Source organism: Pseudonocardia zijingensis (genome assembly GCF_042657305.1).
Classification (GTDB): domain Bacteria; phylum Actinomycetota; class Actinomycetes; order Mycobacteriales; family Pseudonocardiaceae; genus Pseudonocardia; species Pseudonocardia zijingensis.
Genome location: NZ_JBHSKO010000021.1, coordinates 32954 through 45494 on the forward strand (window position 1 = coordinate 32954; position 12541 = coordinate 45494).

13 protein-coding genes are annotated in these 12541 nt (G+C 74.4%); 11 read left to right on the top strand and 2 right to left on the bottom strand.

What is annotated here, in order from left to right:
* Position 1: 1 nt before the first annotated feature.
* Positions 2-874 (bottom strand): hypothetical protein, encoded by an 873-nt coding sequence (locus tag ACFPL3_RS30755; RefSeq protein ID WP_343944406.1) that lies wholly within the window; start codon positions 872-874, stop codon positions 2-4.
* A 92-nt stretch (positions 875-966) separates the two neighbouring features.
* On the opposite strand from ACFPL3_RS30755, the gene ACFPL3_RS30760 reads away from it, so the two are divergent.
* Genes ACFPL3_RS30760 through ACFPL3_RS30810 form a run of 11 tightly spaced genes read left to right on the top strand, consistent with a single transcriptional unit; the run spans position 967 to position 12330 of the window.
* A complete protein-coding gene (locus ACFPL3_RS30760) occupies positions 967-1761 on the top strand; it encodes a DeoR/GlpR family DNA-binding transcription regulator (protein ID WP_343944405.1) in 795 nt (264 codons plus the stop codon).
* A gap of 56 nt (positions 1762-1817) precedes the next feature.
* Positions 1818-2978 (top strand): mandelate racemase/muconate lactonizing enzyme family protein, encoded by a 1161-nt coding sequence (locus ACFPL3_RS30765; protein ID WP_343944404.1) that lies wholly within the window; start codon positions 1818-1820, stop codon positions 2976-2978.
* The gene (locus ACFPL3_RS30770) at positions 2975-4456 is read left to right on the top strand and encodes an aldehyde dehydrogenase family protein (protein WP_379589808.1); all 1482 of its coding nucleotides are present in this window, start codon (positions 2975-2977) and stop codon (positions 4454-4456) included. The genes ACFPL3_RS30765 and ACFPL3_RS30770 overlap by 4 nt, the downstream gene beginning before the upstream one ends.
* Positions 4456-5616 carry a 6-phosphofructokinase gene (locus tag ACFPL3_RS30775; RefSeq protein WP_343942674.1) on the top strand — a complete coding sequence of 387 codons (1161 nt, stop codon included), beginning with the start codon at positions 4456-4458 and terminating at the stop codon, positions 5614-5616. The genes ACFPL3_RS30770 and ACFPL3_RS30775 overlap by 1 nt, the downstream gene beginning before the upstream one ends.
* Entirely contained in the window at positions 5613-6908 is a 1296-nt protein-coding gene (locus ACFPL3_RS30780; protein ID WP_343942654.1) for an ABC transporter substrate-binding protein, read from the top strand. The genes ACFPL3_RS30775 and ACFPL3_RS30780 overlap by 4 nt, the downstream gene beginning before the upstream one ends.
* A gap of 5 nt (positions 6909-6913) precedes the next feature.
* On the top strand, positions 6914-7867 hold the full coding sequence (locus ACFPL3_RS30785) for a carbohydrate ABC transporter permease (RefSeq protein ID WP_343942655.1): 954 nt from the start codon (positions 6914-6916) through the stop codon (positions 7865-7867).
* On the top strand, positions 7857-8696 hold the full coding sequence (locus ACFPL3_RS30790; protein WP_343942656.1) for a carbohydrate ABC transporter permease: 840 nt from the start codon (positions 7857-7859) through the stop codon (positions 8694-8696). Before ACFPL3_RS30785 ends, ACFPL3_RS30790 begins: the two co-directional genes overlap by 11 nt.
* Positions 8693-9700, top strand: a complete 1008-nt coding sequence (locus tag ACFPL3_RS30795; protein WP_343942657.1) for an alcohol dehydrogenase catalytic domain-containing protein — start codon at positions 8693-8695, stop codon at positions 9698-9700. Before ACFPL3_RS30790 ends, ACFPL3_RS30795 begins: the two co-directional genes overlap by 4 nt.
* Positions 9697-10605, top strand: coding sequence for a 2-deoxy-5-keto-D-gluconate 6-phosphate aldolase domain-containing protein (locus ACFPL3_RS30800; RefSeq protein ID WP_343942658.1), 909 nt, complete (start codon positions 9697-9699; stop codon positions 10603-10605). Before ACFPL3_RS30795 ends, ACFPL3_RS30800 begins: the two co-directional genes overlap by 4 nt.
* Positions 10602-11267 (top strand): GntR family transcriptional regulator, encoded by a 666-nt coding sequence (locus ACFPL3_RS30805; protein ID WP_343942659.1) that lies wholly within the window; start codon positions 10602-10604, stop codon positions 11265-11267. Before ACFPL3_RS30800 ends, ACFPL3_RS30805 begins: the two co-directional genes overlap by 4 nt.
* Positions 11260-12330 (top strand): alcohol dehydrogenase catalytic domain-containing protein, encoded by a 1071-nt coding sequence (locus ACFPL3_RS30810; protein WP_343942675.1) that lies wholly within the window; start codon positions 11260-11262, stop codon positions 12328-12330. The genes ACFPL3_RS30805 and ACFPL3_RS30810 overlap by 8 nt, the downstream gene beginning before the upstream one ends.
* 3 nt (positions 12331-12333) lie before the next feature.
* On the opposite strand, the gene ACFPL3_RS30815 is transcribed toward ACFPL3_RS30810, so the two are convergent.
* On the bottom strand, positions 12334-12480 hold the full coding sequence (locus ACFPL3_RS30815) for a hypothetical protein (protein WP_343942660.1): 147 nt from the start codon (positions 12478-12480) through the stop codon (positions 12334-12336).
* Positions 12481-12541: the final 61 nt, after the last annotated feature.

Consider the following 12541-nt stretch of genomic DNA (forward strand, 5'->3'; position numbering starts at 1 on the left):
GTCAGCGACCGACGGTGTCGTCCACGACCCGGACGAGGCGCTGCAGGGCCGGCACGGCGACCCGCTGGAGGTCCTCCTCGAGCCGGGGACTGCCGACCACGGACGCCCAGACCGCGCGCCCGGCGAGGAACCCGGACGCGCCGGCCTCGCAGGCGAGCCGCACGGCGTCGGGGAACCGCTCGGCCGCCACGCCGGAGGAGAGCACCACCCAGGCGCCGTCGACGAGGTCGTCGATGCGCCGGCAGCCCTCCCGGACCTCGCTGTCACCGCCCCGGCCGTGCGTGGGAACCTCCGTCTTGTAGACGTCGGCCCCGAGGGAGCCGAGCTCGTGCGCCGCGGCGAGGATGCCGGTGTCGGCATCGAAGTCGCCGCCCGCGAGGGGTGCCCGGGACACCGGCTCGATGATGCTGACGAGGTCGCGGAGGCGGCAGCGGGCGACGAAGTCCTCGACCATCGCCACCCGGCGGTCGCGGTCCCCGTCGGGGCGCCAGACCACCAGGAGCTTGAGCGCGACGGCGCCCTGACGGGCGAGCGCGTCGAGGTCGAGGGACTCGTCGATGACGGCGTCGTGGACGAACTCGGTCTCGCCCGGCACGAAGTGGTCGGCCGCCGCGATGAGCGCGCACGCCGGGTCGACGGCGTCGGCGGCGAGGACGGCATCCCAGCCGAACTGCGGGTCGACGAGCACGGCCGACGCGTCGGGGGTGAGCGCCCGCGCGGCCGCGACCTTGAAGGCGGTGACGTCCTCGTCGGGCACGGGAGCGCCGGTCCGCTCCGCGATCATCGCGCGCAGCGCCTCCCGCTGGTCGACGGCCAGCATGGCGAGGCCGCCGGAGGGGCGGGCGAGGCGCTTCAGGGCGGGGCGAGCGGTCATGCGGGACCCTCCACACGGTGACGGCGCGAACGGATGGTTGTTAGAAAAGTATCATCCAGTGTGCGATCTGCGTGCTGGCTACCATCTGTGGCGTGACCGACACGACGAGCCCGGCCCTGCGCTACGACGCCGCGCCGCGCCGCCGCGAGGCCATCCTGGAGCGGCTGCGGGCCAGCGGGCACGTCTCGGTCTCCGAGGTGAGCCAGGCGCTCGGGGTGTCGGAGATGACCGTGCGTCGCGACCTGCGCCGGCTGGCCGCCACCGGCGAGGCCACGCTCGTGCACGGCGGGGCGAGCCTGCCCGCCGGGTCGCACGGCCGTCCGGTCTTCGTCGCGAGGGCGCAGGTCAACGCCGAGGGCAAGCGCCGGATCGGCGCCGCGGCCGCGCGGATGGTCGCGGCCGACGACACCGTCGGGATCGACTCGGGCACCACGGCGGTGGAGGTGGCGCACGCGCTGCCGGAGGACTTCGCGGGTTGCGTGGTCACGAACTCGGTGCCGGTGCTGGCGGCCATGGTGACGCGCCGTGACACCCGCGTGATCGGGATCGGCGGCGAGATGTCGCACGACAACCACGCCCTCATCGGTCCCAGCGCTGCCCGCTTCGTGCGCGACCTGCGCCTGCGCCTGCTCGTCCTCGGCGCCACCAGCATCGACGCCCGCGGCGTCTACGTCCGCTCCGAGCTCGAACTGGGCGTCAAGCAGGCGCTGCTCGACGCCGCCGAGGACGTCGTGCTGGTCTGCGACGCCTCCAAGGAGGGTGCTCCCGGCACCGTCCGCGTCTGCGACCTCGAGCGCATCGACACGGTGGTGACCGACGCCCCGCTGAGCGCCGCGCTCACCCGGCGCCTGCACGAGGCGGGCACCCGCGTCGTCGTCGCTCGCTGACGCGCACGTTCCACGCCCCTTGACAGCATCAGTCGGCTCCACTCAGACTGCATGCAATGTTCAGTTCCGAACAAACGCTTCCGGCGCCACCGCTGCCCGCGTCGCCCGTCTCCGCCGTCCGGCTGCGGGTGTTCCGCAGCCCGGTCCGCGACGGGGTGGCGATGTCCTTCGCACCCATGGGCCATCGCGTGATGGCGGTGGTCGAGGTGCAGCTCGCGGACGGCAGCCGCGGTGTCGGCGAGACGTGGGCGAACTACCCGTCCTGGGCCTGGCGCGAGCGGGCGGCCACCGTCGCGGAGGGAATCGCGCCCCTGCTCGAGGGCCGGACGTTCGCGACGCCGGTCGAGGCGCACGAGCTGCTCATGGCCGCACTGCGGCCGTTGGGTCGGCAGTGGGGTGCGCCGGGGCCGGTGCACCAGGCCGTCAGCGGCCTCGACACCGCACTGTGGGACCTGGCCGCCCGGCACGCGGGCATGCCGCTCGCGGTGCTGCTCGCCGGTCCCGGGCGGCCGGCCGAGCTCCCCGTCTACGCCTCCAGCCTCGGCCCGGACGACGTCGCCGCCACCGCCGAACGCTGCCTGGCCGCCGGGCACACGGCGGTGAAGGTCAAGCTCGGCTTCGGGCGCGACCGGGACCTGGACAACGTCCGCACGGCCCGCCGCGTCCTCGGCGACGGTGTGCGGCTCTACGGCGACGCGAACCAGGCCTGGTCGCTGGAGGAGGCCCTCGCCGTGGTGCCCGCACTGCGGGACGAGGGCGTCGAGTGGCTGGAGGAGCCGCTGGCGGGCGACGACCCGGGCGAGCTCGCGACGCTGCGCCGCCGGGGCGGGCTCGCGCTGGCCACGGGCGAGAACCTCTACGGCGTCGCCGCGTTCGCGCCCTACCTGGAGCGGGGCTCCGTGGACATCGTCCAGCCCGACCTGTCGAAGGTCGGCGGGCCGACCGAGTACCTCAAGGTCGCCGCGCTCGCCGCGCCGACGGGCACCACGGTCAACCCGCACCTCTACAACGGCGCGGTCGCCACCGCGGCCACCCTGCAGGTCGCCGCCGCCGTGGCGGCCACCACGGCGGTCGAGTGGGACGTGCGCGGAAACCGGCTGCGCGAGGCCGTCGACCACCTGCTGACCGACCGCGGGACCGTCCGCGTCCCGGACCGCCCCGGACTCGGCGTCGACCTCGACCTCGACGCCATCGCCGACCTGGAGGAGACCCCGTGACCACCGTGGTGAGCAGCACCGACGCGATCGTCGACGAGGTTCTGGCCGATCCGACGGCGGTCCTCGTCGACGGCCGCCGCCGCGCGACGCTGTCGCGCCGGGCCCTCGTCGCACCGGTCGACGGCCTGCCCTGGACGGAGATCGCGGTCGGCGGGCCGCGGGAGGCCGGCGAGGCCGCGGAGGTGGCGGCGCGGGCCCTCCCGGCGTGGTCCGCGACGCCTGCCGCCGAGCGCGCCGCCGCGCTGCGCGCGGTCGCCGGCGACCTCGACACCGCGTCCACGGCCGAGGGCTGGGCCCGGCTCGTCAGCCGGGAGACCGGGAAGCGGCTCGCCGAGGCCCGCGGCGAGCTGGCGCTGTCGGCCGTCTACTTCCGCGTGATGGCCGATCTCCTCGAGGAGCAGCAGGAGCTGGTGCTGCAAGCCGTGCCCGGGGCCGTGCACCACGTCGAGCCGCGCCCGCTCGGCGTGGCGGCGGTGCTGACGCCGTGGAACTTCCCGGTGTCCATTCCGGCCCGCAAGATCGCCCCCGCGCTCGCCGCCGGGTGCCCGGTGCTCTTCAAGCCCTCCGAGGTGGCGCCGCTGTCGTCGATGGTCCTCGCCACCCTGCTCGACCGGCACCTGCCGGCGGGCACGATCAACACGGTGCTCGGCGAGCCGGCCGACGTCGTGGACCCGTGGCTCGCCCACGGGGAAGTGCAGGTCGTGTCCTTCACCGGCTCCACCCGGGTCGGCCGGCTCGTCGCCGCCGCGGCGGCCCCCCGCTTCCTGCGCACCGTGCTCGAGCTCGGTGGTTGCGCGCCCTTCATCGTGCTCCCCGACGCCGACGTCGAGCACGCGGTGCAGACGCTGCTGGTGGCGAAGTACCGCAACAACGGCCAGTCCTGCATCGCCGCGAACCAGGTGTTCGTCGCCCGCGAGGTGGCGGGCGACTTCGTCGACGCGTTCGTCACCGCCACCGAGCGGCTCGTCGTCGGCGACCCGCTCGACGCCGCCACCGACGTCGGCCCGCTCGCCCCCGCGGGCGACCCGGCCCGGCTGGCCGCGCTCGTCGACGACGCCGTCGCCGCCGGGGCGCGGGTGGCCGGCACCCGGGCGTCCGTGCCGGACAACGGCCACTGGTTCGCCCCGGCCGTCCTCGTCGACGTCCCCGCCGCCGCGGCGGCGTCCCGCGACGAGGTGTTCGGGCCGGTCGCGGCCCTGAGCACCTACGACGACCTCGACGACGCCGTCGCTCAGCACCGTGCCACCGGCTACGGGCTGGCCGGCTACGTCTGCGGCACCGACGTCGAGGCCGCGCGCGAGGTCTCCCGGCGGCTGCGGGCGGGGATCGTCGGCATCAACACCGGCACGCCCAACTACCCGGGAGCGCCCTTCGGCGGGCTCGGGCTCTCCGGTACCGGTTACGAGGGCGGCCCCCAGGGCCTCGAGGCCTTCCAGACGTGGCGCACCACCGCGGTCGTCGGTGGGGCGGCGTCGTGATGCGGCTCGTCATCGGGCAGACCGGAGCACCCACCGCGGTCGTCAACCGCAGCGTCGCCGGCTTCCTCTCCCGGGCCGCGGGGCACGAGGTGCTCCTCGCCCGCGGGGGTCCGGACGCCCTGGTGCGCGCGAAGCTCGACCCGCTGCCGCCCGGCGGGATCCCGGCCGACGAGGTCGGACGCGGGGGCTCGTGGCTCGGTGGTGGACGCCGGGCCACCACGCCCGAGGACGTCGACGCCATCGTCTCCGGCCTCGCCGCGCGTACCGTCGACGGGCTCTGCCTCGTCGGCGGCAACGGCACCATGGCGTTGCTCGACGCCGTCGCCCGGCGCGCCGCCGAGCGCGGGCTGCCGCTGCGCACCGCCGGCGTGCCGAAGACGATCGACAACGACCTCGACGGCGTCGACCACGCCCCGGGCTACGCGTCCGCGGCCCGGTACGTGTCGACCGTGGTGCAGGACATCGCACGCGACCACCGCGCGATGGCGGGCATCGAGCCGGTGCGCATCGTCGAGACGATGGGCCGGGCCACCGGCTGGCTCGCGCTCGCCGCGACGCTGCCTGTGCCGGGCGACGACGAGCACGTCGTGCACCGCGTGTACCCGCCCGAGCTCGGCTTCGACGTGGAGGAGTTCCTCGCCGACGTCGCGGGCCTCGTGGAGCGGCGGGGCCGCGCGCTCGTGGTCGTCAGCGAGGGCACGGCCGCCGATCTCACCGCCGCGCCCGTCCACGCGGCCAACCACACCACGCTGCTGGTGGGCGGGGTCGCGCGCCGCCTCGCCGAGCTCGTCACCACCCGGCTCGGCCTGCCCGCCCGCGGCGAGGTGCTCGGCGTGGCCCAGCGCTGCGCGTCGCACCTGGTGAGCACGACCGACGCCGTCGAGGCGGCCGAGGTCGGCGAGCTGGCGGCGCGCACGCTGCTCGACCCGTCCGCGCCGACGGCGACGATGGTCGGCCTGCAGCGCCTTCCCGGGCCCGGCTACCGCGCGCACCACCCGCTCGTCCCGCTCGCCGACGTGGCGTCGCGGGTGCGCACCGTTCCGGAGCGCTGGCGCACGCGCGACCCGGCCCGGCTCGGGGACTTCCACGCCTGGCTCGCGCCCCTCGTCACCACCCCCCAGGCAGCCTGCACTGCCGCAACCGCCCTGGAGGCGATATGAGAACCCGGATCCGCGTCCTCGGCGGTGTGCTCGCCGCCGCCGCGCTCGCCCTGCCCGCCTGCGGGAACCCCACCGATGCCGCTTCCGGTGGCGGCGACGCGATCAACCTGGTGATGTCGAACCACCCGTGGCAGCGCGGGATCGAGCCCCTCATCGACCGGTTCGAGCAGGAGTCCGGCATCACGGTGAACGTGCAGACGTTCGCCGAGCAGCAGACGCGCGACAAGATCCAGCTCAACCTGCAGTCCCGCAGCGCGGCGATGGACGTCTACATGACCCTGCCGTCGCGCGAGGGACCGGTCTTCGCGTCGTCCGGCTACTACGAGCCCCTCGACGACTACCTCGCGAAGGCACCCGCGGAGTACGAGGCCGCCGACTTCTCCCGCGGCGCCATCGACGGCATGAAGGTCGACGGCACCACGTACGCGCTGCCGATCAACGTCGAGGGCCCGGTGCTGTACTACCGGACGGACCTGTTCGAGCAGTGGGACCTCACCCCGCCGAAGACGGTTGACGAGCTCATGGCCACGGCCGCGGCGATCAAGGACCGCGCGGCGGACGTCACGCCGATCACGCTGCGTGGCTCGTCGGCGGCGCTGCCCTTCACCTTCGGGCCCTTCTTCCACGGCACCGGCCTGGAGTGGACCGACGAGCAGGGCGCGCCGACCTTCGACGACCCGCGGGCGGCCGAGGCGATCGACCAGTACGCCACGCTGGCCCGCGAGTACGGACCGCCCGGCGTGATCAACTACTCCTTCACCGAGTCCTCCACGCTCTTCGCGCAGGGCAAGGCCGCGATGGAGGTGGAGTCGAGCAACGAGCTCAACAGCGTCGTCGACCCGGGCAGCTCCACGGTCGCCGACCACGTCGGCGTCGTCCCGGTGCCCGCGGGCAGCGCCGGTCCGGCGCCCACCGTGCTGTCCTGGGGCATCGCCATGTCGCCGTTCTCGCAGAACAAGGACGCCGCGTGGCGGTTCATGCAGTGGGCCACCAGCCCCGAGACGCAGCTGGAGCTGGCGAAGGCCGACATCGCGCCGCCGCGGAAGTCCGTCGCCGAGGACCCGGCCTACGTCGAGGCGCGCAACACCCCGACGCACCAGCAGTGGCGCGCCGCCGTGGCCGACCTGCAGGAGAACGGCGACGTCGAGGTGGGGCCCGTCGGGGCGAACGCACCCGCCATGCGCAAGACCATCGGCGACGCCGTCGGCAAGGTCATCCTCGGGGAGGCGACCCCGGAGCAGGCCGCCGCGGAGATCCAGACCGGGCTCGCGTCCCAGCTGGCGGGCGGATGACCGCCGTGACCACGCGCACGCGAGAAGCCGCGCCGCCCGCCGTCCCACCACCGGCTACCTCGCAGTCCCGGCGTCACCGGGGCGGCGGGGCGACCCCCGTGGCCCGCGGCGTCTGGCCGCTGCTGGTGCCGGCGATGGCCGTCACCCTGGCCCTCGTCGTGCTCCCCGTCCTCTACACCGTCTGGTTGTCGCTGTCCGACCGCCGCCGGGACGGGACCAACGCCGGTTTCGTCGGCCTGGACAACTTCGCCCGCATGGCGCAGTCACCGGAGTTCTGGAACTCGGTGCGGGTCACGCTCGTGCTGTTCGTCGTCTGCCTGCTCGTGGAGACCGTGCTCGGCATCGCGCTCGGCTACCTGCTGAGCATCGACGTGCCCGGGCGCAAGCTCTTCCAGGGCCTCATGCTCATCCCGGCCATCACCGCGTCCGTGGCGGTGGCCCTGGTCTGGATGCTCGTCTACGACCCCACCCTGGGCGCGGCGAACCAGATCCTCACCGCCGTCGGGCTCGACCCAGTGGTGTGGCTCGGCGACCCCGACATCGCCCTCTGGTCGATCGCGATCGTCGACGTCTGGCAGTGGACGCCGTTCATGGCGCTGATCATCGCCGCGGGCATCCGCTCGCTGCCGGCCGAGCCGTTCGAGGCGGCGTCCATCGACGGGGCGTCGGGGTGGGCCAAGGCGCGCCACGTCGGGTTGCCGCTGCTCATGCCCGTGATCTCGGTGGCGATGCTGCTGCGCACGGTGGACCTCGTGCGGTTCTTCGACACCGTCTACATCATGACCCAGGGCGGACCGGTGGACGCCACCAACACCCTCAACGTCTACGGCTACCGCGCCGCCTTCATCGACCAGGAGGCGAGCTACGCGGCCGCGCTCCAGCTCAGCCTGCTGCTGCTCGTCGTGATCATGGCGGGCGCGTTCACCCTCTGGCGCAGGAGGAGGAGCATTGAGCACTGATGCCGTCGCATCGAGCCGGCGGCGGCTCGTGCAGGTCTACGCGCTGTACCTGCTCGCCGCGCTGGTGTTCTTCGGGCCCGTCCTGTTCATGCTGTGGTCGGCGTTCCGGCGCAACGTCGACATCACCGGATCGATCTTCGACGTCGCCACGCCACTGACGCTGGAGAACTTCACCAACCTGTTCGACCGGTTCGTCTTCTACTACTACATCCGCAACAGCTTCATCGTCGCCGGCGGGTCGACCCTGCTCGGGCTCGCGCTCGGCGTGCCGGCGGCCTACGTCATCGTGCGGCGGGGCGCGGCGAGCATCGGCTTCCTCATGCTGCTCGCCCGGATGGCGCCCGGCGTGCTCTTCGTGCTGCCCCTGTTCATCCTGTCGGTGCAGATCGGTGCGCCGTCGGACAACGGGCTGAACTTCGCCCTGCTGATCGCGGCGCACCTGATCATCACCCTGCCGCTGTGCATCTGGCTGCTGGTGCCGTTCTTCGAGGACATCCCCATCAGCCTGGAAGAGGCGGCGATGCTGGACGGCTGCACGGTGTGGCAGCGCTTCCGGCACGTCGTCGTGCCGCTGGTCCTGCCCGGGCTCTCGGTCGCCGTGACGCTCTCGTTCGTCTTCTCCTGGAACTACTTCCTCTTCGCCCTCGCCCTGGCGAACGCCGACACGCTGCCCCTGCCCGTGATCGCGTTCAACTTCATCGGGCAGGGCTCCAGCGACTACGGAGGTCTCATGGCGGCCAGCACGCTCATCTCGCTGCCTGCGCTCCTGCTCACCGTCTTCGCGCAGCGCTGGCTCGTGCGCGGGCTCACCGGCGGGGCGGTCAAGTGACGGTCCCGGCAGGGCGGCACGCGGCCCGGTTCCGCGGCGAGGCGGTCATCGACTTCGTCGACGACGACCTGCGCGAGGTCGCACCGGGCGAGGTGCGGTTGCGCGTCGACGTCTGCGCGCTCTGCGGGTCCGACAAGCGGCTCCTCGCGAGCGGGTCCGCGGTCGTTCCCGGGCACGAGATCGCCGGGACGGTCGTGGCGACGGGCGAGGGCACCTCGCTGCCCGCCGGCACCCGCTGCATCGTCTACATCCCGGTCTTCTGCGGCGCGTGCGACCAGTGCGTGCGCGGGCAGACCAACCGGTGCCTGCAGCTGCGCGAGCTCATCGGGTGGCAGCGCGACGGTGGGTTCGCCGACGTCGTCGACGTCCCCGAGCGGTGCGCGCTGCCGGTGCCCGCCGACATCGGCCAGGACGTCGCGGTGCTCGGCCTGGACACCGTGGGCACGGCCGCGCACGGCCTCCGGCTCGCCCTGCGCACGCAGGACGGGCCCCCGCGACGCCTGCTCGTCGTCGGGTGCGGCCCGCTCGGCCTCGGCGTCGTGGCCGTGGCCCGCGCCATGGGCGTCGAGGCCGTCGACGCCTACGACCCGCACCCCGGACGGCTCGCGCTCGCCGGGCGCCTCGGCGCGGGCACCCGGGTCGACCTGGAGTCGGAGAACCAGTACGACGTCACGGTCGAGGTCAGCGGCGCCGCTCCCGCCCGGGCGCTCGCCCAGCGTGTCGTCGTGCCCGGTGGCGCCGTCCTCGCGCTGGGGGAGTCGAACGACCCCTACACGATGCTGGCGACGCCGCGGTGGCGACGCACCGACTGCTTCACCGTGCGGTCGTTCTACTTCCCGCTCGCGGAGGTGGAGGGCAACTGGGACCTCCTGCGCCGCTGCGGCCCGGCGCTGCGCGACGTCCTCGCGCACCCGCTCACCCTGCCCGAACTCGCCGAGGCCTTCGAGAAGTTCGTGGCCGGCGACCTGCTGAAGCCCTACATCGTCACGGGAGCCCCGGCATGAACGCACCGCACCTGTTCGTCCTCGCCGTCGACCAGCGGCCGTGGCTCACCCAGGCACTGTGGGGCCACACCGGCACCGCGACCCCGGACCAGCGGGCCGCGGCCACCCGCGCCAAGCACGTTGTGCTCGACGGGCTCCTCGCCGCCGTGGACGCAGGCGTCCCGCGCGAGACCGCGGGCCTGCTCGTCGACGACGAGCTCGGGCCGGGGGTCGCCGAACGGGCGCGGGCGGCGGGTGTCACCGTCAGCGTGCCGCTCGAGCGGGCGGGCCTCGACGTGTACGAGGACGCGCCCGCCGACGTCGCCGCCTACCTCGCCCATCACACCCCGGACCTCGCCAAGGTGCTCGTCCGCTACAACCCCGAGGGCGACGCCGACGCCAACGCGCTGCAGCGCAGACGCCTCGCGGCCACCGCGCGCGCGGTGCACGAGGCGGGCTCGCGGTTCCTGTTCGAGCTGCTGGTCCCGCCCACCCCGCAGCAGCGCGACGCGGACGGCTGGGCCGAGGAGATCCGGCCCGGTCTGACCCTGCGGGCCATGGAGGAGATCGTCGCCGACGTTCCCGTCGACGTCTGGAAGCTGGAGAGCCTCGGTCCGGAGCAGGCCTACGCCGACGCCGTGGCGCTCGCCGCGACGCACGACGCCACGTGCCTGCTGCTCGGCGCGGGCGCCCCGGCCGACCGCGTCGACGACTGGCTCACCCGCGCGGCCCGCAGCGGGTTCGCGGGATTCGCGGTGGGCCGCAGCATCTGGTGGGACGCCGTGCGCGGGCTGCTGGCAGGCGAGACCGACCACGCTGCTGCCGTGGCCACGGTGGCCGCCCGGTACCGCCACTTCGTCGACGTCTTCCGCGAGGCGTCCCCGCACGACGAGCCCCTCACGGCCACCGGGAGGTCGTCGGCGTGACCGAGCAGGCCGGGGAATCGCTGCTCCTCGACGGCAGCGAGCGTGTGGGGGAGCGGGTGCACCGGCTCCTGCGCGACCGCATCCTCACCGGCGCGCTGCCCCCGGGGTCGCGGCTGTCGGTGCCTGCGATCGCCCGCGAGCTCGGCGTGAGCCGCAGCCCCTTGCGGGACGCGGTCCTGCAGCTCGTCCGGGAAGGTCTCGCCGAGGAGACTCTCAACCGGGGCGCGGTGGTGCGGCTGATGAGCCGCGAGGACCTCATCAGCCTCTACGACGCGCGCGAGGCCCTGGAGGGCATGGCGGCCCGCCTCGCCACCGCGGGCTTCACGCCGTCGGTGCGGCGCAGGCTGCGCGACCTGCTCGCCGAGCACGACGAGATCGCCGCCGCCGGGGACTTCACGCGCCACATCGAGGTCGACGCCGCCTTCCACCGCGAGATCCGCCGGATCGCGGGCAGCCCGGTGCTCGCCCGGATGCTCGAGGAGATCCAGGGCCAGGTGATGGTCGCGATGCGCTCCACGAGCGTCAGCGGCGGGATGGTCCAGGCCGTCGCCGACCACCGGCGGATCTTCGAGGCCATGGCGTCCGGCGACCCGGACGCAGGCGAGGCGGCGGCCCGCCACCACATCGCCCGGCTGAGGGAGCTGCTGCGTGCCGATGCCTGACGCCCGGGTCCGAACCCGGTCGCTGCGCTTCCACGGCCCCGGTGACGTCCGGCTCGGCGAGGGCCCGGAGCGCGCCCTCGCCCCCGACGAGGTCCGGATCCGGCCGCTCGCCGTCGGCGTCTGCGGGACGGACGCCCACATCGTCGCGGGCTCGTTCCCCGCGGAGCCGGGCGTGGTGCTCGGCCACGAGGTCTGCGGCCGCGTCGTCGAGATCGGTGCAGGACTCGACGACGCGAACGCTCCCCGCGTCGGTGACCTCGTCACGGTCGAGCCGCACCGCTACTGCACCGCGTGCACGTGGTGCCGCGCAGGCCAGGAGCACCTGTGCGCGGGCAAGCGCGGCTACGGCGTCCGCCTGGACGGCGGCATGGCCGAGTCCATGGTGGTGCCGGCGCGCATCGCCTACGTCCTGCCGCCGGGCACCGTCCCGTGGGTCGGCGCCCTCTGCGAGCCGGTGGCCTGCTGCGTCCACGCGGTCGACCGCCTCGCCGTCGTGGCCGGGGAGGCCCTGCTCGTGCTGGGCTCCGGCCCGGCAGGCGCCGTCCTCATCGCGCTGGGCCGCCTGCTCGGCGCAACCCCGATCGTCGCAGCGGACACGCGCGAGGGCCGCCGCGACCTGGCGCTGCGCATGGGCGCCGACGTGGCGATCGACCCGCGCGACCCCGACCAGCTGCGCGCGGCAGTCGACCGCACCGGCGGCGAGGGCTACCCGGCCGTCGTCGACGCCGTGGGCTCGGCCGCCGTGCTCGAGCAGGCGATCGCGCTGGCACGCCGCGGCGGCCGGGTGCTGGAGTTCGGCGTCGCCTCTCCCGACGACGTCGCCGCCGTGCGCCCGCACGACCTCTTCAGCCGCGAGCTCACACTCCTGGGCTCGGTCATCAACCCGTGGACCCACCAGCGGGCCGTCGCGCTGCTGCCCCGGCTGGGTCTGCACCGCCTCACGACCGCCTTCTACGGCCTCGACGAGTTCGGCGAGGCGCTCGCCGCGCAGCGCCGCGGCGACGTCGACAAGGTCTTCGTGGCTCCGGCGGGGGAAGCGGCTGCGCGTGGGCCGGAGGTGTGATCGCTACGAGTCGGCGGGCGAGCGCGGGACCACGTCGACGCGGATGGCGTTGGCCCAGGGGTCCTGGAGGCTGACGGTCCGGCCGTCGTCCCGGACGGGTGCCGTCCAGGCGGCCCCGGCGTGCTCGCACACCACCTCGGGCGCTCGCACACCGACTGCAATCGGTGTGCGAGCCCCACAACCGATGTGTGAGCGACGGTGTGGGCCGGCG

Bases quoted from the DNA above. Each gene is read 5' to 3' on its own strand.
- ACFPL3_RS30800 (WP_343942658.1), top strand. From the start codon at position 9,697: ATGAACGCACCGCACCTGTTCGTCCTCGCCGTCGACCAGCGGCCGTGG.
- ACFPL3_RS30810 (WP_343942675.1), top strand. From the start codon at position 11,260: ATGCCTGACGCCCGGGTCCGAACCCGGTCGCTGCGCTTCCACGGCCCC.
- ACFPL3_RS30755 (WP_343944406.1), bottom strand. From the start codon at position 874: ATGACCGCTCGCCCCGCCCTGAAGCGCCTCGCCCGCCCCTCCGGCGGC.
- ACFPL3_RS30775 (WP_343942674.1), top strand. From the start codon at position 4,456: ATGCGGCTCGTCATCGGGCAGACCGGAGCACCCACCGCGGTCGTCAAC.
- ACFPL3_RS30765 (WP_343944404.1), top strand. From the start codon at position 1,818: ATGTTCAGTTCCGAACAAACGCTTCCGGCGCCACCGCTGCCCGCGTCG.
- ACFPL3_RS30780 (WP_343942654.1), top strand. From the start codon at position 5,613: ATGAGAACCCGGATCCGCGTCCTCGGCGGTGTGCTCGCCGCCGCCGCG.